The sequence below is a fragment of the Aeromonas sp. R1-2 genome (assembly GCF_040908505.1).
Classification (GTDB): Bacteria; Pseudomonadota; Gammaproteobacteria; order Enterobacterales; family Aeromonadaceae; genus Aeromonas; species Aeromonas veronii.
On sequence record NZ_JBFODU010000032.1, the window covers coordinates 141,328 to 165,880 of the forward strand.

The following is a 24,553-nucleotide window of genomic DNA, read 5'->3' on the forward strand; positions in this document are numbered from 1 at the left end:
TAACTCCTTGTGGTCAAACACCCCTTAAAGATAGCCCCCGGTGTCGATTGCGGATGCCGACCATGGCTGACCGGCATCCGTGCCATCTATTTGTTGTCGATATTCTCCGACTGCCAGAGGGCATAGCCCTTGCCGGAGGCCGTGGTGGGCAGATCAATCTGCATCAGGTCGTTGCCGATGACGAAGGGGCCGGTGTAGCGGGCACGCAGATCCTGCGCCAGATCTTTGACCCTGATCTTGCCGTTGAGGCCGATATGGCTGAACACGGTCAGGGCCGGTTTGGCTTCGTTCATTACCCGGGCCGCCTGCTCAGGGGAGGCGAGGTGACCGGCGATCGCCTTGTAGCCGGGGTTGGCCTTCATCTGCTCGGCAGAGGTCATGGAGACGCAGTGCACCAGCAGGTCGGCCCCTTTGGCCTGCTTCACCACTTCGGGGCTGTAGCGGGTATCGCCGGAGAGCACCACGCTGTGGCCGTGATAGTCGATGCGATAGCCGAATGATGGCTTGATGTTGACTCCGTGGTCGTTGTCAAAGGCGGTTACCTTGACCCCGTCATGGTTGTAGACCACCCCGGCGGTGACCTCGTGGCTGTTGATCTCCACCCCGTCCAGCGGCGTTCCCTCATCCTTGACCCGGGTGGCGATGTCAGTGGCGTAGGCCTGCTGCAAGCCACGGGCGAGAGCTGTGGTGCCTTTGGGGCCGTAGAGTTCCATCGGCGCGTGGCGCTGGCCATAGGCCGGTTGCAGCCAGCCGGTCAGCCAGAGATCCGCCAGCCCGTTGGTGTGGTCGGAGTGAAAGTGGGTGAGGAAGAAGGCGTTGACCCGGCCGATGGGGATATGCAGCTGCCACAGGCGAGTGGCGGAGTTGCGGCCAAAATCGAACACCAGCTTCTGGTTGCCTGCCTCGACCAGGGTGCTGTAGCCGCCCCGGCTGATCTGGGGTACCGGAGTGCCGGTGCCGAGCAGGCTGACTCTAAAGATATCGGGCCGGGCTTGAGTTGCTGAGGCAGGGGCATGGTCGTGGTTGCTGATAAAGCTGCTCTCGGCAGCCTGACTGGCGCCGCTGGCCAGCAGACCGACCAGCAGGGCGGTCAGATAGGTGCTTTTCATGGGAATTTATCCTGTGGGGGAGGGATGGCATCACTGTATTGGTAACCAAAAGTTGAATAAATTGGCTAAAATCCATTTCTTACTAAACTTTTGGTTGTGAATCAGGGCTCGGTAGCGGGTCGTGTTACTCAGGAACGAACAAAGGAGCTGTTGTGGACCGATTGACCAGCATGCGTATCTTCACCCGGGTGGTGGATCTTGGCTCCTACAGCGCGGTGGCGAGCGAAGAGGGGATCAGCGCCCAGATGGTGGGCAAGCATGTGCTGGGACTGGAGCAGTGGCTGGGGGGCAAGCTGTTTCACAAGACCACCCGCCAGCAGACTCTCACCGAGCTGGGCCAGCTGTTTTTGGCTCGCTGCCAGCGGGTACAGGAGGAGATGGCGCTGACCGAGTCGCTCACCCAGAATCTGCTGGCCGAGCCGGTCGGACGGCTGCGCATCGCCGCCCCCCTCAGCTTTGGCCACCACCGGCTGGTGCCGCTGCTGCCCGCTTTTCTCGACCGCTACCCCAAGCTGGATCTGGATCTGCAGCTCACCCCCCGCTGGGTCGATCTGGTGGAGGAGGGGTTCGATGCCGCCATCCGCACCCTGCGCCCGCAGGATGAGGCGCTGATCGCCCGTCCGCTGCTGACCCAGCACTACTGCCTCTGCGCGGCCCCCGACTACCTCAATCGCCACGGCGTACCCCGTCATCCGGCCGATCTCGCTCGCCACCAGTGTCTGCACGGCAACTGGGGCGAACACGAGCGCTGGCAGTTTGTTGGTGAGGATGGTCAGAGCGAGGAGGTACGGGTCGCCTCGCGCCTGCGCATCAATCACTGGCCAGCCTTGTTGACGGCTGCGCTCTCGGGGGCTGGCATCACCTTGCAGCCGGCCGAACAGGTGCGTGAGCATATCGCTTCGGGGCGTTTGCTGCCGCTGCTTGGCCGCTATCAGAGCCCGGCCAAGACCCTCTACTTCATCTATCCGGCGGCGCGGCGGCAGGTGCTCAAGATCACCCTGCTGGGGGATTTTCTGGCCGAATCCCTGCAAGCTGGGCCCGAGCCTGAATAAAAGGCTGCATATTCTCGCCACCGCGCTTAACCATCGTGCTTAACAAAGGGGCGGTGGAGGCCTAACATGGCGGGATGTTTTTCTAGTCGGGACAAAAGGATATGTCTGGGTTGAAAAAGGATCTCGGGCTCTGGCAGGGGATGGGGCTGCTCGCCACTTCGCTGCTCGGCACCGGGATCTTCGTGGTACCGGCGACCGCCGCCTCGCTGGCGGGCGGGGCCTCGCTCTGGGCCTGGTTGCTGCTGATTGCGCTGGTGCTGCCCATCGCCTTTACCTTCGCTCGCCTCGGCCGCCGCTATCCCCATGCGGGCGGTGCGCCGCATCTGATCGGCCTCGCCTTTGGCAACGGCGCCGAGCGCTTCTCCGCCTTCCTGTTTCTGGCTGTGCTGCCGGTGGGGCTGCCTGCCGCCCTGATGATTGCCGCCGGCTTCTGGCATGCCCTGTTCGAGATGGGGGAGTGGACCCTCTGGGCCATCCAGCTGCTCACCCTGCTCGGGGTATTCCTGCTGGGGCTGCGCGGGGCGCGCTCCTCCGGCAATCTGCAACTGCTGATTGCGCTCGCCATTTTGGGGCTGACCCTGCTTATCTGGTTCAAGGGGGAGGTGAGCTGGCGCGATGCGGCCCGGCCGCTACCGAGCGCGGACGAGTGGCCCCCTATGGCTACCGCGCTGGCGGTGATGTTCTGGTGTTTTGTCGGGCTGGAAGCCTTCGCCCACATGGGGGAGGAGTTCAAGCGACCGGAGCGGGACTACCCCATTGCCCTGCTCGGCGGGGTACTGCTGGCGGGGCTCATCTACTGGGTACACTCGCTGGTGGTGCTCAAATATGGCCTCTACGGCGATGAGGCGAAAAACGCCACCGCTATCCCCTCCCTGCTGGCGCTGCTGTTCGGCCCCACCGCCAAGTGGCTGGTGGCGGTGCTCGGTTATCTCTCCTGCTTTGCCAGCATCAATATCTACATTCAGGGCTTTGCCCGGCTGATCTGGAGCATGGCGCGGGAAGGCAAGTTGCCCCCCTCGCTGGCTGTGCTCACCGCGCGCGGCGCGCCGCTGCGGGCGCTCGGTCTGGTGCTCGCCATCTGTCTGATCTGCATCACCCTAATCATCTGGCTGCGACTGCCGCTCGATGAGCTGATCCGCTACGCCAACGGCAATTTCGTGCTGGTCTACCTGCTCTGCATGGCGGCGGGCTGGCGTCTGCTCGGCGGGGTGGGCAAGGGGCTGGCAGGGATAAGCGTGCTGCTCTGCGCTCTGGTGCTGGTGGCGCTCGCCACTCAGGTGCTCTATGCGGTGGTGCTGAGTCTTGGCTACGGCAGCTTCTCGTTGTGGCGGCGTCATCTGCGCCGCAGTCGTCAGCAGGATGTGCTCCCGCTGGCGAAGTAACGTCTCCCCGATGGTCGAAGAAATGAGAAAGCCCTGATGTTCAGGGCTTTTTGATTTCGGCATATGGGATGTTCATATGAATACTAGTTGGCACGCTATTTGCCGAAAAGTGCGGTGTCGGATCAACTCAACGGCGATTTATAGCCAAAAAAAGTGGGATCCAGCTCCCGTTTTGCTTAAAGTGATCCCTTCCGATCCCGGTGGTCGGAATGCCCGCAAGGATGCCCTTCAGACGTAAACAGGATGGCCTGGCCAGACTGACTCTCAGAGATGTGATTGCTTCGGTTCTCTTTTTATCTGTCACCTGTGGTGATAGCGCCTTGTTCCGTTCAGTCAGCCCGGGTTTTGCGTCTCTCTCATCGTGCATTGTCACCATCTGCAGCGAGTGAATCATGAGCGAATCGGTTTTTGAGATCCACGACTGGACCCTGAGCGTTGACGACAACATGTTGTGTCGCCCCGACCGCGAGGTCTACCTCGAACCCAGACTGGTCAATCTGTTGCGGTTTCTGGCCCATAATGCCGGCACCGTGTTTGGCCGCGATGCCTTGATCAACGAGGTGTGGGATGGCGCCGAGGTGACCGATCAGGTAGTGACCCAGTCCATCTTCGAACTGCGCAAGATCCTCAAAGATGGTCGCACAGATGCGACCGACTATATCGTCACCGTGCCCAAGCGCGGCTACAAGCTGGTGGCACCGGTGCGGCCGTTGCAGGTGGTTTCCGTGGTGATGGCGGACGAGCAGCCCGCGCCCGCGGTCAATACCGCTCTCTCCGAAAACCCGACGCTCTCCGATCTGAGCCCGCCCGCGGCTGAGCAGGATGATGATGCACAGCCCAATGTCGCCCCTTTTCCCGCCGGGCCCCTGACCCGCGCCATCTCTACCCATGCCAAGGATGCTCGCAGCCGCTGGAAGATGGTGAGTTTTGATATCTTCGTTGCCATCGTGCTGATTGCCATTGTCAGCATGCTCAGCTACCAGCACACCAGCCCCCAGGTGCATGCCATGCTGGATCCCAATCTGCTGGTGTTCCGCTTCCACTCCGGCATGGATGACAACAACGAGAACGTGCGCCTCGCCGACGGCATTACCCGCGCCCTGATGGGGGAAGTGGCGGTGGCCACGCCGCTGCGGGTGCAGTACGGTGCCACCACTTTGATGGGGGGCATCATGCCCGGCAAGGAGCTGAGTGTGCGGGTCACCCGCCAGCCGCGCGGCACCTATCTCGATCTGGAGTATCGCAATATCAACACCAACCGGGTGCTGTTCAGCCATCAGTACCAGCTCAGTCGCCACAGTGTGCACGGCGTGTTGCAGGCCAGCAGCCAGGATCTGCTGCGTGCCCTCGACCAGCCCGATGCCGAGCCGGGGATGGGCTGGCCGACCGATGATGCCTCCCTGATGGCGATGATGGAGGCGCAGTACTACATCAACAGCCGGGATCCGGTCGCCCTCAAGCGCGGCATCGATCTGCTGGAGCAGGCGCTGATTGCCCATCCGGATCAGCCGCTGCTGCTGGCGGAGCGCTATCTGGCGGGCGAGGCGCTGGCCACTCTGGCGGGCAAATCCGAGAGCGAGCGGTTGCAGGGGATTGGCACCCATCTCGCCAGCGTGGTGCAAAACAGCGGCGCTCTCCCTGCTCGGGTGTGGGAGGCGTTGACCCTGCAGGCGATCCTCAACGGCCAGCAACAGCAGGCCAACTATCTGCTGGAGAAGGCGGCGAGTCGCGGCCGCTCGGTGCTCTACTACATACTGCAGGGCAAGCTGGCGGAGCTGGACGGTCGCCCCGAGGCGGCGGGTGATGCCTACAGTCAGGCCTTCCTGATGGAGGCGACCGAGCAGACCTATCTGCTCTGCCAGCAGCTCGGTTTCTACAGCAATATGGAGAGCCTCACCCCGGCTCTGTTCAATGCGCTGGGCCAGAGCAAGGTGAAGCTCTTCTAACACCGCAGTGTTGGTTTTCCTTCGGTCGGCGCGGTTGCCGACCCCATCCACAGGCTGCCTTCGGGCGGCCTGTGCTGTTTCTGCTTGTTTCAATCCTGCTTGTTTGCCACCGGGGATAGTCGCTCTGGTGCGGCCCGATTTATCCCCCGCAGCTCCCCACTACCCCCATTTGCCTTGCCCGCGTCATTCGCTGCACTCGCGTTTGTTCGGCTTCACGCCGCGCACGCAGCTTGTGACGTCTGCTCATGGTTGGCGGCGGGATAAGCTGTCTGTCTCGACCCATTTCTCATTGCTTACCGGTTATCGCCGTTGCGCTTTACCTCTGAGTTTGGATTGTCATGAGCCGAGCGAAGGGGAAAGCAGGAGATGAGAGGCCACTCAGGGTGATGATCAGCAGGGCTTCCAAATGGCCGTAAGGGCAGGGGGGGGCAATGGGAGCTGCTTTATCGCGGGTTTATCTGGCCAAAAATATCAAGACGGCGAGATAAGGGGGTTATCAAGGGGCAAAAATGGGGCGGAAGGATATCAAGGTTTTATCAAGACGGCTGTGTGATGTGATGTCAATTTACTGTTTTTAAATGGTTTTTACCAAAAGTGACGAGGCGGCGAAAAAAGTTGCCTCATATTTTTATCCGTTAGCTGGTCTTTATGTTTTCCGGGGATGAGAGGCCTAGTCTGTGCCCATTCTTTGGCGGGGCGTTCCGCCAAATGTGTATGTGACGACCCGACCTTTTATAGAACCGGAGATCTTATGTCCCTAGATACGAGCAAGAAGATTGGCCTTATCGCCTGTACAGGTGTGGTGGCCGGCAACATGATGGGGAGTGGCATCGCGCTACTGCCTTCGGCACTGGCCACCATCGGCTCCATCTCTGTCTTTAGCTGGGCAATCTGTCTGGTAGGCGCCATGGGCCTCGCCTTTGTCTTTGCCCGCCTGGCTACCAAGAACCCGCAAGAGGGTGGCCCCATTGCTTACGCTGGCGAGATCTCTCCGGTGTTCGGTTTCCAGACCGGTGTGCTTTATTACCACGCCAACTGGATCGGTAACCTGGCCATCGCCATTACCGGTGTCTCCTACCTCTCGGTCTTCTTCCCCATTCTCAACAGCCCAATTCCGGCCGCCGCAGCCACCATCGCTGCCGTCTGGATCTTCACCTTCGTCAACCTGCTTGGCGGTAGCTGGGTGAGCCGACTCTGTACTCTGGGTTTGGTACTGATCCTGCTGCCGGTTGTCGGTACTGCGGTGATGGGCTGGGGTCATTTTGATGCCACCGTCTACAGCCAGAACTGGAACACCACCAGCGGCAGCGACCTGCATGCGGTCATCAGTGCCGTGCTGATCTGCCTCTGGTCCTTCGTCGGTGTTGAATCTGCCGCCGTCTCTTCCGGCATGGTGAAGAACCCCAAGCGCACCGTACCGCTCGCTACCATGCTGGGTACCGGTATCGCGGGTGTTATCTACATCCTCTCTACCCAGGTGATCAGCGGCATGTTCCCGGCCGGTGAAGTGGCAGCCTCCGGCGCCCCGTTTGCCATGGCCTCTTCCGCCATCTTCGGTAGCTGGTCTGCACCCTTCGTCTCTGCCTTCACCGCCCTGGCCTGCTTCACCTCGCTCGGTTCCTGGATGATGCTGGTGGGCGAGGCGGGCAAGCGTGCCGCCAACGACGGCAACTTCCCGAAAATCTATGGCGAAGTGGACAAGAACGGCGTAGCCAAGAAGGGTCTGATCCTGGGCTCCCTCAAGATGACTGCCCTGATGGTTGGCCTGACCGCCTTCACTTCCCAGTCCGCTCACGCTGCCGATCTCTTCAACGTGCTGACCACAGATGCGGTGCTGCTGACCATGCTGCCCTACTTCTACTCCAGCATTAACCTGATCCGCTTCGAGGGCATGACCTCCCGCAGCATCGGCGCGATGATCTTCTCCGGTGTGGCCTGTGTCTTCTGTCTGGTGGCCCTGATGGGTGCCAAGGGTTCCAACCTCACCGCTACCTTCGTGGTGTCGCTCATCATCCTGATGTTCTACGCCAAAAAACAGGGTCTGCGTCAGCACGACGCCCTGCTGAACGAACAACCCAGCAACTAATTCCCCCTTTTATCTTCCGAGCGCTCTTCACTCACCATCCCTGATGGAGAGCGCCCCTTTACGTGTGGAGCATTACGATGAATATCATTGCCATCCTCAACCACCTGGGCGTTTTCTTTAAAGAAGAACCCATTCGCCAGCTGCAAGCCTCCCTCGAGCGCAAGGGTTTCGAGGTTGTTTATCCGGTCGACGTCGCCGACCTGCTGAAACTGATCGAGAAGAACCCCCGCGTTTGCGGCGCCATCTTCGACTGGGACAAATACTCCCTGGGTCTGTGCAAGGAGATCCACGATCGCAATGAGAAGCTGCCGATCTTCGCCTTCGCCAACGACCAGTCCACCCTGGATATTCACCTGACCGACCTGCGTCTGAATGTGCACTTCTTCGAGTACCGTCTCGGCATGGCTGACGACATCGCCCTCAAGATGGGTCAAGCCACTCAGGAGTATCAGGACGCCATCCTGCCGCCGTTTACCAAGGCGCTGTTCAAGTACGTGGAAGAGGGTAAATACACCTTCTGTACTCCGGGTCACATGGGCGGTACCGCCTTCCAGATGAGCCCGGCCGGCAGCATCTTCTATGACTTCTACGGCCCGAACGCGTTCAAGGCTGACGTTTCCATCTCCATGCCGGAGCTGGGCTCCCTGCTGGATCACTCGGGTCCGCACAAGGAAGCCGAAGAGTACATCGCCCGTACCTTCAACGCTGATCGTTCCTATATTGTCACCAACGGCACCTCCACTGCCAACAAGATCGTCGGCATGTTCTCCGCACCGGCGGGCAGCACAGTGCTGGTTGACCGCAACTGCCACAAGTCGCTCACTCACCTGATGATGATGAACGACGTGACCCCGATCTACTTCCGTCCGACCCGCAACGCCTACGGCATTCTGGGTGGTATCCCGCAGAGCGAATTCAGCCGCGACACCATCGCTGCCAAGGTCGCCGCGACACCGGGTGCCCAGGCTCCCCGTTACGCCGTTGTCACCAACTCCACCTATGATGGCCTGCTCTACAACACCGGCTTCATCAAGGAGAGTCTGGATACCCCTTACATCCACTTCGACAGTGCCTGGGTGCCTTACACCAACTTCAGCCCGATCTATGAAGGCAAGTGCGGCATGAGCGGCGAAGCGATGCCGGGCAAGGTGTTCTACGAAACCCAGTCCACCCACAAGCTGCTGGCGGCCTTCTCCCAGGCCTCGATGATCCACATCAAGGGTGACGTGGAGGAGGAGACCTTCAACGAAGCCTTCATGATGCACACCTCCACCTCGCCGCAGTACGGCATCGTGGCATCGACCGAGATCTCCGCTGCCATGATGCGTGGCAACACCGGCAAGCGTCTGATCAAGGACTCCATCGATCGCGCCATCTCCTTCCGCAAAGAGATCAAGCGTCTGCGTGATCAGAGCGAAGGCTGGTTCTTCGACGTATGGCAGCCGGACAACATCGACACCGTCGAGTGCTGGAAGCTGGATCCGAAAGATGACTGGCACGGCTTCAAGGACATCGATGACAACCACATGTACCTGGATCCGATCAAGGTTACCCTGCTGACTCCGGGTATGGGCCGTGACGGCCAGCTGCTGGAGAAGGGCATCCCTGCCTCTCTGGTCTCCAAGTTCCTGGACGAGCGCGGCATCGTGGTCGAGAAGACCGGCCCTTACAACATGCTGTTCCTCTTCTCCATCGGCATCGATCAGTCCAAGGCGATGCAACTGCTGCGCGCCCTGACCGAGTTCAAGCGTGGTTATGACCTGAACCTGACCATCAAGAACATCCTGCCGAGCCTCTATCGTGAAGACCCGAGCTTCTACGAAGGGATGCGCATTCAGGAGTTGGCCCAGAGCATCCACGATCTGACCTGCAAATACCGTCTGCCGGAGCTGATGTTCAAGGCGTTCGACGTGCTGCCGGAGATGAAGATGACCCCGCACGCTGCATGGCAGCAAGAGCTGGCGGGCAATCTGGAAGAGGTGCCGTTGCGTGACATGGTTGACCGCATCAGCGCCAACATGATCCTGCCGTACCCGCCGGGAGTACCGCTGGTTCTGCCGGGCGAGATGGTGACCCAGGATTCTCTGCCGGTGCTCGAGTTCCTCGAGATGCTGTGCGAGATCGGTGCCCACTACCCGGGCTTCGAGACCGACATCCACGGCCTCTATCGTCAGGCCGATGGCAGCTACACCGTCAAGGTGCTGCGTTAATCGATATCGACAACCATCGAAAGTGACAACAACGGGCCGCAAGGCCCGTTTTTCCCTCCGGAATTCCTGTTCTTATTGCGTGAGTCGCCAACCATGAAGCGAGTGCTCTCCATTCAATCCCACGTAGTCTTTGGCTGTGCCGGCAACAGCGCCGCCGTTTTTCCCATGCGTCGCCTCGGGATCGAGGTGTGGCCGATGAACACGGTGCAGTTCTCCAACCACACCCAATACCGCGAAGGCTGGCAGGGGATGGTGATGCCCGGCGGCCATATCCGTCAGCTGGTAAACGGCCTGGCGGAGATCGGTGTGCTGGCCGAGTGCGATGCGCTGCTGAGCGGCTACCTCGGCTCGGCCGAACAGGGGGAGGAGATCCTGGCGGCGGTGGCTCGGCTCAAGGCGCTCAATCCGGCCGCCCTCTACTTTTGTGACCCCGTTATGGGTCACCCCGACAAGGGGTGCATAGTGGCACCCGGCGTCGCCGATTTTCTGAAAAACCGGGCACTGGCCTGCGCCGATATGCTGGCCCCCAATCTGCTGGAGCTGGAACAGCTCACCGGCCGCGATATCCACAATGTGCCGGAGGCCATCGAGGCGTGCCAGCAGCTGCGCGCGCAAGGGGTCAAGCTGGTGATGGTCAAGCATCTGGGCAAGGCCGGCTTTGCCATGGACCGCTTCGAGATGCTGCTGGTGTGCGAGGAGGGGACCTTTCACCTCTCCCGCCCGCTCTACCCTTTTGCTCGCCACCCCATCGGGGTGGGGGATCTACTGAGCGCCACCATGCTGGCCAATCTGCTGGCCGGTTGTACCCCGGTCGCGGCGTTCGAACTTACCAACGCCAGCGTTGATGCCGTGCTGGCCCAGACCTGGCTGGCGGGGGCTTACGAGCTGCAACTGGTGGCGGCCCAGCACGAGATGGCGCTGCCGCAGGTCTCCATTCGGGCGACCCGCCTCTGAGCTGTTTGCGCCAACAGCAAAAACAACAAAGCCCTGTTCATCAGGGCTTTTTATATTTCAGATTCGGGGAGATGGCTTAGTCCTGCGGGCTTTTGAGCGCCTTGACCACATCCTCTTTGGGCTCCAGCTCCTTGACCTGATTGAAGATTTCCAGCTCCCCTTGCGGGCTGACGGTGTAGGCATCGGCATCCTGATAGCTGCCGCTGCCAGCGCTCTCGATGATGACCACCAGCTCGGGCTGCTTGTCGCCATTCAAATCGATCAGTTTCAGCTCCCGGATAAAGCCGTTACGGGCCATCACCTTGCCATCCTGAAACTCATCCAGTGGAAACTGGGCGTTCTGGCCCGAATAGAGGCGCACGTCATAGCTGCCGATGGAGGCGGGCTCACCCACCCCCTGCGCTACCCGGATCACCTGCCCGGAGGGGAGGGTCAGTTGCTTGTTAAATCCCTCTTCGGCTTGTGCTTGTGCCGCCAGCGGCAGAGTCAGCAGCCCTGCCATCATCAATGCTCTGTTCATCTTGCAACCTCTTGCTGTCTCTTGAGTGCGGGCTCCCGGGGAGCCCGCCGTGATGTTGCTACCAGATCTTCACCCGCTTCTGGGGCGGTAGATAGAGTTTGTCACCCGGCTGGATGTTGAATGCCTCATAGAAGGCGGGAATGTTCGGCACCACGCCGTTGACCCGGTACTCGGGCGGCGAGTGGGGGTCGGAGCGCAGCAGCATCTGCATCAGCTCGGGGCGATACATCCCCTTCCACACCTGCGCCCAGCCGAGGAAGAAGCGCTGTTCGCCGGTGAAGCCATCCAGCACCGGCGCCTCCTTGCCATCCAGTGACAGCTCATAGGCCTTGTGGGCTATGGTTAGGCCGCCGAGATCGCCGATGTTCTCCCCCAGGGTGAACTGGCCGTTGACGAACTGGCCGTTGATGGGCTCGAAGCGGTTGTACTGGGCCACCAGACGGCTGGTGCGGAAGCGGAACTCCTTGAGATCTTGCGGCGTCCACCAGTCGCGCATCATGCCGTCGCCGTCGGATTTGGCCCCCTGATCATCAAAACCGTGGCCCATCTCGTGGCCAATGACCCCGCCGATGGCGCCGTAGTTGACCGCATCATCCGCCGTCATGTCGAAGAAGGGGGGCTGCAAAATGGCCGCCGGGAAGAGGATCTCGTTGTTGCTCGGGTTGTAGTAGGCGTTCACCGTCTGCGGCGACATGTGCCACTCGTCCCGGTCGACCGGCTTGCCGAGGCGCGCCAGATTGTCTGCGTATTCAAAGGCTTGCGAGCGCTGCAGGTTGCCCACCAGATCATCCGGTTTGATGGTGATGGCGCTGTAATCCTTCCACTTGTCGGGGTAGCCGATCTTGGGGCGGAACTTGGCCAGTTTCTCGAGTGCCTGCGCCTTGGTCTCGGGCGACATCCAGTCGAGCTCCTTGATGCTCTGGCCGTAGGCGGTGCGCAGGTTCTCCACCAGCTGCTCCATCCGCTCCTTGGCCGCTGGCGGGAAGTAGCGGGCCACATAGAGCTGGCCGACCGCTTCACCCAGATGATCGTCCAATACCCCCAGTGCCCGCTCCCAGCTGGCGCGCTGCTTGGGCGTGCCGCTCAGGGTGGTGCCGTAGAAGGCGAAGTTGGCGCGGTCGGTCTCGCTGTCGAGATAGGGGGCGTAGTCGGTCAGCAGTTGCCACTTGAGGTAGGCCTGCCAGTCGGCGATGGGGGTCTGGGCCATAACCTGATCTAGCGCGCTCAGATAGGTCGGCTGACCGATGATGAGATCCGGCTGACCAGCAATGCCCGCGGCGTTCAGATAGGCCTGCCAGTCGAGATGGGGGGCGAGCCGTGCCAGTTCGCTGGCGGGGCGCTTGTTGTAGTTCTTCTCCCGATCCCGCAGGGCGACGTTGTCCCACTGGATGGTGGCGAGCCGGGTTTCGAGGGCCAGAATCCGCTTGGCCTTGCCACTCGGGTCAGATTCCCCGAGGCGGCTCAGCATGGCGGCGATATGCTGCTGGTACTTCTGGCGCAGGGCCTGACTGTCGGTATCCTGCTTGAGGTAGTAGTCCCGATCCGGCAGCCCCAGTCCACCTTGATAGAGGTAGACCGCATAGCGGTCGGGGGACTTGGCATCGGCGTCGATCCAGATGCCGAACGGCGCGCCGCCGCCCATGCGGCCACTTTGGGCAAAGGCGCGGGCCAGCGCGGCCTGATCACCGATCCGATCGATGTCGGCCAGCGCCGGTGCCAGCGGGGTGAGCCCCTTGGCGTCACGGCTAGCCTGATCCAGATAGCTGGCGTAGAGATCGCGGATCTGCTGGGTCGGCGTGCCGGTGGCGGCCTCCTGCTTGGCCAGCCCCTCGACCAGCACCCGCACATCAGCGAGGGATTTGTCCCGCAGCATATAGAAGGCGCCATCGGCGGGGCGATCGTCGGGGATCTTGGCGGTGGCGAGCCACTTGCCATTGACGTAGCGGAAGAAGTCATCGCCGGGTTTGACCTGAGTGTCCATATTGGCCAGCGCCAGCCCGGAGTGTTTGGGGGAGTCTTGCGGTGCCTGACTGCAGCCAGCCAGCAGTGCCAGTCCAATCAGGCCGGCCAGTAAGCTTTTCTTATTGTTCATCTTGTTTGATTCCAATTCGGGTTGTTTGCTTCCCTGCCCATCTTCCTTGCTCCAACCGGTTGTGCGACCGCTTTGCGGCCAGCCCGGTGGAGAGGGCGGGCGAGCCTCACTCTAGCAGCAGGGTTGCAGCTTGATAAGCCCGACTCTGCTAAGATCGGCCGGTCCGTTTTGGGGAAGCCTATGATTTCTCATCTTTATTCTCGCTTTTGTCTGACTATGCCAGCGCCGGAAGGTTCCACCAGTCTGCTGGTGGCCTTCAGTGGCGGCCTCGACTCCACCCTGCTGCTGGTACTGGCGGCGCAGTATGCCCGCGAGCACAGCCTGCCGCTTCGCGCCCTGCACGTGCACCACGGCCTCAGTCCCCATGCCGATGAGTGGGTCGCTCATTGTGAAGCCGTGTGTCAGCAATTGGCGGTGGAGCTGCTGGTCGAGCGGGTGACCCTGATCCGCGACAATGGCGAGAGTCTGGAGGCGCAGGCCCGCACCGCGCGCTACCAGCAGCTGATGGCGCACATGACGGAGGGGGAGTGGCTGCTCACCGCCCACCATCAGGACGATCAGCTGGAGACCCTGCTGCTGGCCCTCAAGCGCGGCGCCGGCCTGCGCGGCTTGGCGGGGATCTTGCCAAGCCAGCCCTTTGCTGGCGGCCTGTTGCTGCGGCCGCTGCTCGATATGAGTCGCGCCGAGCTGGCCGAGGCGGCAGCGAGCCTCCCCTTTGGCTGGGTGGAGGATGAGAGCAATCTGGATGTGAGCTATGACCGCAACTTTTTGCGCCAGACGCTTATCCCCCAGCTCAAGGCGCGCTGGCCCGCCATGGCCCAGACCGCGGCGCGCAGCATGGCCCTGTGTGCCGAGCAGGAGGCGCTGTTGGAGGAGCTTGCCGAGAGCGACTGGCAGCTGGCGGGCGAGGGGGAGGCGCTCCATATCGGCCCACTGCACGCCCTTTCACCCACCCGGCGCAACAACCTGCTGCGCTACTGGATCCGCCGTCAGGGGGGGGAGATGCCATCCCGTGAGCAACTTGCCCGGTTGTGGCAGGAGGTCGCGCTGGCGCGCGGCGATGCCAATCCCCGGCTCAACTGGGGGCGCCAGAGCTGCCGCCGTTTTCAGGAGCGGCTCTATCTGGTGAACCCTGACCTGCAACCCTGTCATCAGGTGTTGCCGCTGACAGTGGGTGAGCCGCTGAGCCTGCCGGACGGGTTGGGCGAGCTGGTGGTACGTATGGAAGAAGTTGGAGAGGGGTTGCTGCGTTTGCCCCGACCGGAGGAGCCTCTGTCGGTGCGCTTTGGCGTGGTGCCGGGCGCCATGCTGAAGCCGGTGGGACGTGGTGGCAGTCGCCGCTTGAAGAAGCTGCTGCAAGAGTACGGCGTTCCTTCGTGGCAGCGGGGGCGCATCCCCATCCTCTACTATGGCGAGCAGGTGGCGGCGGTGGTGGGACTCTTTGTCTGCGACGGTTTTATGGCACAGAGTGCCGGGCTGGTCTGTCACTGGCAGGGAAGCGGTGCCGCCCCGGTTTTGCCCGAGCAGGATCTTGCCTGAGGTGATCTCGGTGTGAGGGGGGATTAGCCCCAAAAAAAGAAGCTCCGGTCACATGGCGCGCATGTGCCGGAGCAAAGAAGAGTTCGCGATTATTCGTTAGGGCTGGCCTTGCCGGCTTTTTTGCGGGCGTAGAGGTGACTGTCGGCCGCCTCGTAGAGGCTCGGCACATCGACCCCGGATTGCCAGCTGGCGGCGCCAAGGCTGCATCCGACCGAGAAGGTGCTGAGCTCCTTGTTGGTCATCAACATGTGCTGCAGTCGCAGCCAGACCGGGCGCCACGCCTCGGGTTCGGCCGGTTGCAGCAGCAGGGCAAATTCATCTCCCCCGAGCCGGAAGGCTTGATCCGTGCTGCGGATGCACCCCTTGAGCAGCTGGGCGAAGCGGCTCAGCACCAGATCCCCCACCGGATGACCCCAGGTATCATTGATCTGCTTGAAGCGATCGAGATCCAGCAGCACCAGCACCAGACCGTGGGGCTCGCGGCTGTGCTGCTCGATGGCGCGGCCGATGGCCTCGTCAAAGTAGGAGCGGTTGCCAAGGCCGGTCAGGTGATCGAGCCGGACCAGCTGATCCAGTTTTTCCAGCCGCAGATAGAGGGGCAGCAGCAGGCAGAGCAGCTGATGATATTGCATCAGTACCCGTTGCTGGCTGCCGCTCAGCGGATGTTCCAGCTCGTAGTGGAGCTGGCCGAGCAGCTGGCCATGCTGACCGCGCAGCTCGAACGGATAGTTGTGCAGGTTGAGGGTGGCCAGCGGCGGGTGCTGGATCAGCACATGGGGCTGGCCACAATCGAGGTAGAGACCGTGGATCCTGACAATTCTTGCCGCACGATCGGCAAAAGTTGTCAGCAGACCGCCGAGATCGCTCTGCCCCAACAACTGCTCGAGCAACTGGTTGCGTTCAACGCTGGGCAACGGCGTGAGCCGCTCCATCTGGCGAACCCACTGCTCGATGCCATGGCTAAAGCCATTAAGTGACGACGTATTTTCCATGGTCTTCCACCTGTAACACCTGACTACTGTCTCCTCCCTGCAATTGGCATGCCCAATATATCTTTCCTGCCCGCCAGATCGACTGACTAAGCTTAAGTCGATAAAAGGAGAGGAAAATTTGTACACCGACCTGTTGATCCTGCTGTTCGCCGCCGTTCTGCTGGTGGCAACTTTCCGGCGCCTCGGCTTGCCGGTGATCCTCGCCTACCTGATTGCCGGCGTCTTGCTCGGCCCCCACGGGCTGGCGGTGATCACCGGTCAGTCGATCATGCAGACCATTGCCGAGCTGGGGATCGTCTTTCTGATGTTCTCGCTGGGGTTGGAGTTCTCCCTGCCGAAATTGCTGGCGATGCGGCGATTGGTGTTGGGGGTCGGGATGTTGCAGGTGCTGCTCACGTCACTGCTTTTCTTCGCCATCGGCTGGTGGTGGGGGCTGGGTCTGGCCCAGTCGCTGGTGGTGGCGGGAACGTTGGCACTCTCCTCAACGGCTGTGGTGATCAAGCAGCTCGGCGAGCAGAAGCAGCTCCATACCCGCCGGGCCCAGCTGGGGGTGAGCGTGCTGCTGTTTCAGGATCTGGCGGTGGTGCCCCTGCTGGTGATGATCCCGATCCTCGCCCAGCCGGAAGTGCAGGGGAGCGCCCTGGCCGCCGAGATCGCCTGGGCCACCCTCAAGGGGCTGTTTGCCCTCTTCACTCTGCTGGCGGTGGGCAAGTGGTTGCTGCCGCTGCTGTTTCACGAGGTGGCGCGGGCCCGCTCCGACGAGCTGTTTGTACTGAGTGCCCTGCTGGTGGCGCTGCTGGCTGCCTACATGACCCATTCGCTCGGGCTGTCGATGGCGCTGGGGGCGTTTCTGGCGGGGATGATGCTGGGGGAGTCCCACTACCGTCATCAGCTGGAGGTAGACATCAAGCCCTTTCGCGATGTGCTGATGGGGCTCTTCTTTATCACCATCGGCATGGCCATGGAGTGGGAGCTGGTGGCGCGGGCTTGGTGGCAGGTGCTGATCTGCGTGGTGTTGCTGGTGCTCTGTAAATCCCTGCTGGTGCTGCTGGCTGGGCGGCTGATGGGGGAGCGCAAGCGCGACAGCATGGCCGCTGGCATAATGCTCAGTCAGGTGGGGGAGTTCGGCTTCGTGCTGCTGGCACTGGCGCTGCACCACGGCTTGCTGGATCAACAACTGGTCTCCCTGCTGATCGGCATCGGCATCATCTCCATCGCCATGACCCCCTGGCTGGTGACCCAGGCCCATTCGCTGGCCCGCAGCCTCACCGATCCGGCACTGCTGACCCGCTCCGAAGTCGCCCAGTCGGGCCTGAGCAAAAACCAGCATGTCATCATTGCCGGGTTTGGCCGGGCGGGGCAGACCTGTGCCCGCTTTCTCAAGATCGAGGAGATCCCCTTTCTGGCCCTAGACCTCGACCCCGAGCGGGTGAGCGAGGCCAAGCTGGCGGGGGAGCAGGTGGCCTTCGGCGACGCCAGCCGCCGCGATATTCTGCTGGCCGCCGGGTTGTTGCGGGCACGGCTGGTGATCATCACCTTTGATGATCGCAAGCGGGTGGAGGCGATGCTGGCACTGATCCGCGAACTGGCGGGGGAGCTCAAGGTGCTGGTGCGTACCCGGGATGACAGTTTTCTGGAGCAGTACAAGCAGGCGGGGGCGTTTGAGGTGATCCCTGAATCCCAGGAGGGGGCCCTGATGCTGGTCTCCCACCTGCTGCTCAATTGCGATATCCCTATCGGTCGGGTGATCCGCCGGATGGAGCTGGAGCGCAGCAGTCAGTATCGCTTCCTGCACGGCTTCTACTGGGGGGATCAGAGTGCCAGCAATCTGGAGGCGGATCAGCTGCTTGAACGCCTCCATCCGCTGTTGCTGCACGATCAGGCGTGGGCGGTAGGCCGTGAAGTGCGCGAGCTGCCGCTCGATGAGGTGCGGATCAAGGAGGTGCAGCGCGGGGATCAGAGCCTGGAGCCCAGACCCGAGCTGGTGCTGGCGGCCGGTGACCGGCTGATCCTGTTTGGTACCGTGGTGGCGATGGAGCAGGCGGAGCAGCGTTTGCTGGAGGGGCGCTGAGTCCCCTTGCTCTCATCGGCAGCCCCCTTTACTCCCGCTCTTTTGGCAGCCCTTCGATATCGAGGAAGGCGACGACCCGCTCTCGCTCCCTCAGGGTGTCCTGATAGCCCAGCTTGATCAGCTGCTGGCAGTAACCCGGATAGAACATCAAAAAGCTGGCCAGACTGCTGGTCTCATCCCCCTTCACGCCCAGCACCCGCAACAGGCGGCGCAACTTTAGCGGCAGTTTGCGCAGGTAGGCCAGTGCGATGGTGTCGAGATCCTGACTCGGTTTCAGCACACAGGTCTCCACCCGCTTCAGCTTGAGGCGGTTGCGCTCCCGCTCCGGGATAAGATCCAGAGTCTGGTTGATGCGCCACAGCCGCTCCAGATCGGAGTTGAGGGTGTCAGTAAAGACCGTATCGAGCAGATGGCTGGCGATATTGGAGCTGGTGAGATGGCCGTGATGATGGGTCGGTGCCGAGTGCGCCGGCGGATCCAGGGTGATCAGCAGGATCCGCTTCGCACCCAGATGGATGGCGGGGCTGAGCGGGCTCAGCTGGTGGATGGAACCGTCGCCGTAGAACTTCTCGCCGATCCGGGTGGCCGGAAAGACAAAGGGCAACGCCGAGGAGGCGAGCAGGTGCTCCGATGTAAGCACGGTGCGCACCCCGCGACGTCTGGCCCGCTCCCAAGGATGGTGGTCGGCCCGCCCCTGAAAGAAGGTGGTAGATAGGCCGTCATCGTAATCCGACGCCGTGATGGCCAGCGCCTCGAGACTGCCGTAGAGGATGTTGTCATCGATGCGGTGATAGTCGATGAGTTGATCCAGCAGGCGGTGCAGCGGCGCGTTGTCAAAGAGGTGAAAGGCGTGGTTGGTGTGGGGATTGATCAGCCCCGCCGACCCCTCGTACATCAGCCGCCACAGCAGTCGGCCGGGGTGAAAATCGAAGATGTGGTGGGTCTCGAAGCGGCGCCAGACCCACTCCAGCTTGCGCACCCCCAGATGGAAGCAGGAGGCGTAGCAGGCCAGCGCGGTGACATTGATGGCCCCCGCCGAGGTGCCACACAGGATGGGAAAAGGGATGCCGAGATTGCGCGGGTAGAGCTCCGCAATCGCCTTGAGGGCGCCGACCTGATAGGCGGCGCGAGCACCGCCACCGGTGAGCAACAACGCTGTATTGGGTCTGGCCATATGCTGGCGCCTTATCGTGTTCTGACAAGAATGTTCCCACTGACAAGTTAACTATAAGGCGCTGTATCAAATATAAAAACGGGCGCTCGCCCGTTTTTTTCATGGCCCCATGTCAAAGGGCGCGGTGAGGATTTTCCGGCCGAGCCAGCTGATCGAAGGCGGCGAATACCGGGGCGCTGGCGAGGATGCGACCGTGGCCCAGACCCCGGGTGCTCACCAGCCGGGTATGACCATCCTGACTGGCCCGCAAGGAATCGCCGTGCGGGGCAAATCGGTCCTCCTCGTCGTGCACGATCATCGCCGCGCCGCTGCGACTGGCGAGGCGACCCAGCGGGTCGACCGTGCTCAAGGGGTGCTGGTACTCCTGCTCAATCTCCTTGACCACCGCATCGAACAGCCGGATGGAGTAGCCGGAGCGCGCCACCATGCCGTAGAGCTGGGGCACATAGTCGAGCACCGGCGAAATCAACAGCAGCGGCAGGGTATCGATACCCGCCTGACGGCTGGAGAGAGTGACGGCGCCCCCCATGCTGTGGGCGATGACCCCGTGCAGCGGGCCTACTTCGCTGGCCAGCTTGGTCGCCAGCTCGTCGAAGGCGCGTACGAAGCGGGGCAGGTGGCCTGTGTTGCCTGCGCTCTGGCCGTGGGCCGGATGATCGTAGGCAATGGCGGTGAAACCCTGCGCAGCGATATGGCTCATCAGCGGATAGAACTGGCTGGCGCTGCCGGACCAGCCGTGCATCAGCAGCCACAGCGGTCCCTGACCGAGCCGATAGCTCATCAATACCCCTTCGCTGGTATGGACGGCCTGCTTCACCAGACCGACAGGTTCGTGGCCACCGCGCTGGTTGCGCTGGGGGGTGAGCAGCAACTTGCTGGCGGTGCGCTTGGCATGGGTGGGGGCGAGTCTGTGGTGCAACCGGGTGCCGATCCCCAGCAGCCATTTGCTCGGGCTGAAGCGGCGGGTGTTGAAGTAGATCTTGCTGCTCATGGTCATCCTGTGGTTTTTATGTGCGAACGGTCGTGCTTTTTTGTTGGTTTTTAAAAATTAGTGTTGAACGGATGCCAAAACATCAGCGCCAGCTGCTCAGCAGAGCGTCCACCTCGGGCCAGAAGTGGCGGGCCGGATCCTGACACAGTTCGAGATCGTTGAACACCTGATCCGCCAGATAGAGGCCATAGAGGCGGTAAACGGCGCGCCAGGGATCCATCTCCTGTCGCCACTCGCCTGCGGCCTGACCCTGCACCACCTGACGGGCCAGATAGTCGAGCCAGAAGCGCACCAGTTGACGGGCGGCTTGCTGCACCTGGCTCTTTTGCTCATGGCCATCCTGCACCGAGGTCCAGGCATCGAGGAACATGCAGCGTCCGGCGAAGCAGTGGTTCCACGCCTGCCAGGCGCGCAGCAGGGCGATCAGCTTGTCGTGCTGGCTCTGGTGCTCCTGCTGGCGTACCGGCTGGATCACCCGCAGCCGGAACACCTCGGCGGCGTACTCCAGCACGGCGATCTGCAGATTGTCGCGGGATTGAAAGTGGGCAAACAGGCCGCTTTTCGACATCTCGCAGGCGCTGGCCAGCGAGCCGATGGTCAGGCTCTCCAGCCCTTGCTGGCTCGCCTGCTCAAAGGCAGTCTGCAAAATGGTTTCCCGGGTCAGGCGCCCCTTGCTCATCACTATCTCCTCATTGGCGCTGGCAGCATAAAGTACGATCGTGCTAATTGTCGAGCAACAAATAGCCAGCATGGCTGGCTATCTCATCTGGCCTGTGTCGCCGCGTTCGGGGCTCAGCTCTCCTTGATATCGAGCTGTTGCAGGGCGATAACCGCCTGAGTTCGGTTCTTGACGCCCAGTTTTCTGAAGATGGCGGTGATATGGGCCTTGATGGTGGCCTCGGAGACGTTGAGCTCCCAGGCGATCTGCTTGTTCAGGCTGCCATCGCGCAGCATGATAAGCACCTTGTATTGCTGGGGGGTGAGGCTGGCCAGCTTGCTGGCGAAATCGGGGCCATCTTCCGATTCAGGATGGAGCGAGATGCCTTCCGGCACCCAGTTATCCCCCCCGATCACCGTATTGAGGGCGTTGACCAGCTCCTTCATCGGCACCGATTTGGGAATAAAGCCGAGCGCCCCGAGCCGCAGCACCTGCTGGATGATGGCCGCATCTTCCGAGGCGGAGACCACCACGATGGGCAGGTCGGGATACTGGCCGCGCAGGTGGGCTAGCCCCTCGAAGCCATTGGCCCCCGGCATCTTGAGATCGAGCAGCAACAGGTCAACTTCGGGGTGCTCGCCGAGCAGGCTGGTCAGGCTGTCGATGGAGTCCGCTTCCAGCAATTGAGCGTCGTTGATGGCCATGTGCACCGCTTGGTAAAGGGCGCCCCGAAACAGGGGGTGGTCATCTGCGATGACGATGGTAAATTGGCTGTCCATATTTCGGTTAATGGCTCACATTGTTGCTAACTGATTGTTTTGAAAAATCAAACTAGCATCGCTCACCAAGAGGGTCAAACCCGCCGGTGCGCAAATGTGAAGCGACCATCGGATGTTTTGCCATCAAGGGCAGACAGGCCGGTCGCAGGCAACTCATGCAGGAGGCAGCAGATGGGATCCTTGGTATTGGCGGTGGGCACCGGCTCCACCTGGGCGATGCCAAGTCGCTGGCGCGGCTCAAGCGGCTGGCTCCGGCCGGTCTGGTGCCCTGGCTCGAACACGATGGCGTGCGGGTTCACGACTCGCTGGCCATCGCCGAATATGTTCACGAGCTCTGTCCCGACCGTCAGCTCTATCCCGTTTCGCTGGCCGAGCGGGCACTGGCTCGCAGCCTCTGCGCCGAGTTGCACGCGGGATTTCGGCAGATCCGTTCTCTGCTCCCCTTCTTTCTTGGGGCGCCAACCCGTATCGATCCCCCGGTGGAGGCGGTCGGTGAGCTGACTCGCTTGCAGGAGATCTGGTCGCAGGCGCGGGGCCCCTTCTACTTTGGCGAGGCGGGCATTATCGATGCCTTCTATGCGGTGATGGCCTATCGGCTGGCCAGCTACGGCATCCTGTTGCCCGGTCAGGCCGGAGCCTATCAGCAGGCGCTGCTGGCCTGGCCCCTGTGGCAAGAGATGTTGCTCAAAGCGCGCCTGCAGTGGCCGGTGGCAGCGCGCCAGTCACAGTGAACCGTGGCAGATAGATAAACGAGAGAGGGGAGCCAGTGGCTCCCCTCTCTGTTGCTGGTATATATGGCCCAAGAGTTACTTCTGCCGACCGGCAAAGACCACCACCACCTTGTCATCCCCCTTCTCCCGCACGAAGGCGTAGGGGGCATCCGAGAGTTTCTGGTGACTGCCTGCTGCAATAGCCGGATGGGCTGCGCGGAACTGGCCCAGTTGCTGCCAGTGCTTGACCAGCTCAGCCTTGTCTCCGCTGGCCAGCTCCTGCCAGTTCATGTCCGAGCGCAGTGCCTGATCGAACACGCCGCCATCCTTGGCGAGCCCGCGGCCTGACTCATCGCCGTAGTAGATCTGGATGCCGCCCGGCAGCAGCATGAAGCTGCTGGCGACCCGGCGCTGTAGCGGCACGTCCTGATAGTCGCCGAAGAACAGCTTGGTGTCGTGGGAGCTGATGTAGCTCAACACGTTGAACTCGGGATCCTGATTGATGCGGCTGGCGTAGCTGGCATAGGTGGGCTCGGCGCTGGCCATGCACTGGGCCTGTGACAGGGCGAACTCGCGCTGATAGTCGAAGTTGATCAGGGAGTCGAAGCCGTTCTGATACCAGAAATCCTTGGCCACCCCGTGATCCCACACCTCGCCCACCATGTAGAAGGGCAGATCGTCGAGGGCCTTGCCCGGGTTGGCAGTCTTCCACTCCTTGAGCGCAGCGGTGCCCGCCAGCTTGAGCTTGGCCCACACCTCGGGCTCCAGATGCTTGACAGTGTCGGCGCGGAAGCCGTCGATGCCAAAGCGGCGCACCCAGTCGGTGTGCCAGGCGATGAGATAGTCACTCACGGTAGCGTCGGGCAGCGCCTTGGCGAGGGTATCTTTTTTCGCGGCCAGCAACGGCGGCAGCCCTACCGGTTTGGTCGATTCGGTGAGAAAGTCCGGCAGCCCCGCCACCGAACCGGTCACATCGTCGGTGCCGGGCTGCGGGTAGCCGGGCAGACCGGCGCGCACCCAGTCACCACTCCACCACTTGTTCCACGCTGGTGATTGATAGTCGATGAACTGGTTGTAGCCATGCCAGTTAAGGCCGCCGCTCGGGAGCCACTGGTTCCAGACGGTCGGCAGCTTGGCTGTGTTCTGGGTCAGTTCGGTGAGCCCCAGATCCTGCAGATCGGCGAGTGTGGCGTAACCGGCGTGGTTCATCACCACGTCGAGGATGATCCGCATGCCGCGCTTGTGGGCCTCATCCACCAGGGTTTTCAGGCTCTCTTCATCGCCGTAGTTGGGGTCAATCTTGGTGAAATCGAGCGCCCAGTAGCCGTGGTAGGCGTAGAAGGGGAAGTTGCCCTGCTCGCCACCGCCGATAAAGCCGTGAACCTGCTCCACCATGGGGGTGATCCAGATGGCGTTCATGCCGAGGCTCTTGATGTAGTCGAGCTTCTCGGTCAGCCCCTTGAAGTCACCGCCGTGCCAGGTGGCCACCTCGTCCTGCCCATCCTTCTGGCGGCCGAAGCTGTGGTCGTTGGCGGGGTCGCCGTTGTGGAAGCGATCGGTCAGCAGGAAATAGACGCTCGCCTGATCCCAGCTGAACGGTGCTGGCTTGGCTGCCTTGACCGGCTCGAGCAGCAGCATGCCGCCGCTCTCTTTACTCGGGGTCAGGGTCAGTTTGCCCTGTTTGACCACCGCCTCCTGTTTTGAGTAGGCATCCCTCAGTCGGGTACCGTCTGGCCAGACCCCTTTCAGGGATACCGTGACCGGGCCGCCATCCCAGCTGATGCAGGGCTTTGTCGGCGGCTGGCGCTTGAACTCGCTCTTTTTGGTCGCCCGCAGCACCTTGAGGCTGGGGGTATCCGGGTTGAAGGTGAACTGATACTCCCCGGCCAGCATCACCCGCAGGGTAAAGCTTTGATCCTTGCTGCATTTGTCCATGGGTTGGGCGGTGCCGAAGGGGAGCGGCTTGCTCTCGCTCGGGCCAAAGCTGGTACCGCAACTGTTGTCTGCGTCGCTGATGCGGATCTGGTGGCTTCCCTTGGCAAGGGTGTGGGTCAGCTCCACCGTGCCCTTGTCCAGCACGATCGGGGTCGCGACCGGTTGACCATCCACATAGAGGCGAACCCCGGGGGCGGCCATCGCCTGTTGGATGAACAGAGGGGCGGCCAGCAGGGCGAGCCAGAGAGGGGATAAGTGATGAGCGCGACGCATAAGCCATTCCTTGAGCAGGGCAGTTCGGACAAGGGCCCATTCTAGGAGCAGCAAAGCGCGCCTTGGATCGGCAAAATGCC

At 61.8% G+C, this 24,553-nt stretch carries 17 protein-coding genes and 1 pseudogene; 9 read left to right on the forward strand and 9 right to left on the reverse strand.

Annotation, left to right across the window (positions count from 1 at the left end; genetic code table 11):
* Window positions 1-86 precede the first annotated feature (86 nt).
* Window positions 87-1,109: an MBL fold metallo-hydrolase gene (locus AB5Y76_RS13280; RefSeq protein ID WP_263717480.1), complete on the reverse strand. Its 1,023-nt coding sequence runs from the start codon at window positions 1,107-1,109 to the stop codon at window positions 87-89.
* Between the two features lie 152 nt (window positions 1,110-1,261).
* Between AB5Y76_RS13280 and AB5Y76_RS13285 the strand changes: the two genes are divergently transcribed.
* The 6 genes from AB5Y76_RS13285 (at window position 1,262) to pdxY (ending at window position 10,739) form a co-directional block, all read left to right on the forward strand.
* Window positions 1,262-2,161, forward strand: a complete 900-nt coding sequence (locus AB5Y76_RS13285) for a LysR family transcriptional regulator (protein WP_263717481.1) — start codon at window positions 1,262-1,264, stop codon at window positions 2,159-2,161.
* A 101-nt stretch (window positions 2,162-2,262) separates the two neighbouring features.
* Window positions 2,263-3,543, forward strand: a complete 1,281-nt coding sequence (gene yjeH, locus AB5Y76_RS13290; RefSeq protein WP_263717482.1) for an L-methionine/branched-chain amino acid transporter — start codon at window positions 2,263-2,265, stop codon at window positions 3,541-3,543.
* Window positions 3,544-3,935: 392 nt separating this feature from the next.
* Entirely contained in the window at window positions 3,936-5,489 is a 1,554-nt protein-coding gene (cadC, locus tag AB5Y76_RS13295; RefSeq protein WP_263717483.1) for a lysine decarboxylation/transport transcriptional activator CadC, read from the forward strand.
* Window positions 5,490-6,240: 751 nt separating this feature from the next.
* Window positions 6,241-7,575: a cadaverine/lysine antiporter gene (cadB, locus tag AB5Y76_RS13300; RefSeq protein WP_005347861.1), complete on the forward strand. Its 1,335-nt coding sequence runs from the start codon at window positions 6,241-6,243 to the stop codon at window positions 7,573-7,575.
* Between the two features lie 77 nt (window positions 7,576-7,652).
* The gene (locus AB5Y76_RS13305) at window positions 7,653-9,785 is read left to right on the forward strand and encodes a lysine decarboxylase CadA (protein WP_042079860.1); all 2,133 of its coding nucleotides are present in this window, start codon (window positions 7,653-7,655) and stop codon (window positions 9,783-9,785) included.
* A 93-nt stretch (window positions 9,786-9,878) separates the two neighbouring features.
* Window positions 9,879-10,739, forward strand: a complete 861-nt coding sequence (pdxY, locus tag AB5Y76_RS13310; RefSeq protein WP_263717484.1) for a pyridoxal kinase PdxY — start codon at window positions 9,879-9,881, stop codon at window positions 10,737-10,739.
* A gap of 76 nt (window positions 10,740-10,815) precedes the next feature.
* On the opposite strand, the gene AB5Y76_RS13315 is transcribed toward pdxY, so the two are convergent.
* Together AB5Y76_RS13315 and AB5Y76_RS13320 are read right to left on the reverse strand one after the other, a co-directional pair.
* Window positions 10,816-11,259: a PliI family lysozyme inhibitor of I-type lysozyme gene (locus tag AB5Y76_RS13315; protein WP_263717485.1), complete on the reverse strand. Its 444-nt coding sequence runs from the start codon at window positions 11,257-11,259 to the stop codon at window positions 10,816-10,818.
* Window positions 11,260-11,317: 58 nt separating this feature from the next.
* Window positions 11,318-13,351, reverse strand: a complete 2,034-nt coding sequence (locus AB5Y76_RS13320) for a M13 family metallopeptidase (protein ID WP_368177736.1) — start codon at window positions 13,349-13,351, stop codon at window positions 11,318-11,320.
* A gap of 180 nt (window positions 13,352-13,531) precedes the next feature.
* Here AB5Y76_RS13320 and tilS point away from each other — a divergent pair, with 180 nt between their 5' ends.
* Window positions 13,532-14,890: a tRNA lysidine(34) synthetase TilS gene (gene tilS / locus AB5Y76_RS13325; protein WP_263717487.1), complete on the forward strand. Its 1,359-nt coding sequence runs from the start codon at window positions 13,532-13,534 to the stop codon at window positions 14,888-14,890.
* Window positions 14,891-14,979: 89 nt separating this feature from the next.
* On the opposite strand, the gene AB5Y76_RS13330 is transcribed toward tilS, so the two are convergent.
* Entirely contained in the window at window positions 14,980-15,882 is a 903-nt protein-coding gene (locus AB5Y76_RS13330) for a GGDEF domain-containing protein (RefSeq protein ID WP_005347848.1), read from the reverse strand.
* Window positions 15,883-16,000: 118 nt separating this feature from the next.
* Between AB5Y76_RS13330 and AB5Y76_RS13335 the strand changes: the two genes are divergently transcribed.
* Complete coding sequence (locus tag AB5Y76_RS13335; RefSeq protein WP_042055216.1) at window positions 16,001-17,953, forward strand: monovalent cation:proton antiporter family protein; 1,953 nt, start codon at window positions 16,001-16,003, stop codon at window positions 17,951-17,953.
* 28 nt (window positions 17,954-17,981) lie between these two features.
* On the opposite strand, the gene AB5Y76_RS13340 is transcribed toward AB5Y76_RS13335, so the two are convergent.
* The 4 genes from AB5Y76_RS13340 to AB5Y76_RS13355 all read right to left on the reverse strand — a co-directional run bounded on the left by AB5Y76_RS13340 (window position 17,982) and on the right by AB5Y76_RS13355 (window position 21,555).
* Window positions 17,982-19,127, reverse strand: coding sequence for a patatin-like phospholipase family protein (locus tag AB5Y76_RS13340; protein ID WP_263717489.1), 1,146 nt, complete (start codon window positions 19,125-19,127; stop codon window positions 17,982-17,984).
* A 112-nt stretch (window positions 19,128-19,239) separates the two neighbouring features.
* Complete coding sequence (locus AB5Y76_RS13345) at window positions 19,240-20,118, reverse strand: alpha/beta hydrolase (protein ID WP_263717490.1); 879 nt, start codon at window positions 20,116-20,118, stop codon at window positions 19,240-19,242.
* 82 nt (window positions 20,119-20,200) lie between these two features.
* On the reverse strand, window positions 20,201-20,797 hold the full coding sequence (locus AB5Y76_RS13350) for a TetR/AcrR family transcriptional regulator (protein ID WP_040094358.1): 597 nt from the start codon (window positions 20,795-20,797) through the stop codon (window positions 20,201-20,203).
* Window positions 20,798-20,910: 113 nt separating this feature from the next.
* The gene (locus AB5Y76_RS13355) at window positions 20,911-21,555 is read right to left on the reverse strand and encodes a response regulator transcription factor (protein WP_005338467.1); all 645 of its coding nucleotides are present in this window, start codon (window positions 21,553-21,555) and stop codon (window positions 20,911-20,913) included.
* A gap of 171 nt (window positions 21,556-21,726) precedes the next feature.
* Here AB5Y76_RS13355 and AB5Y76_RS13360 point away from each other — a divergent pair.
* Window positions 21,727-22,286 (forward strand): annotated as a pseudogene (locus AB5Y76_RS13360) (glutathione S-transferase).
* A 75-nt stretch (window positions 22,287-22,361) separates the two neighbouring features.
* Here the strand turns inward: AB5Y76_RS13360 and AB5Y76_RS13365 are convergent.
* Window positions 22,362-24,473: an alpha-amylase gene (locus AB5Y76_RS13365; RefSeq protein WP_263717491.1), complete on the reverse strand. Its 2,112-nt coding sequence runs from the start codon at window positions 24,471-24,473 to the stop codon at window positions 22,362-22,364.
* Window positions 24,474-24,553: the final 80 nt, after the last annotated feature.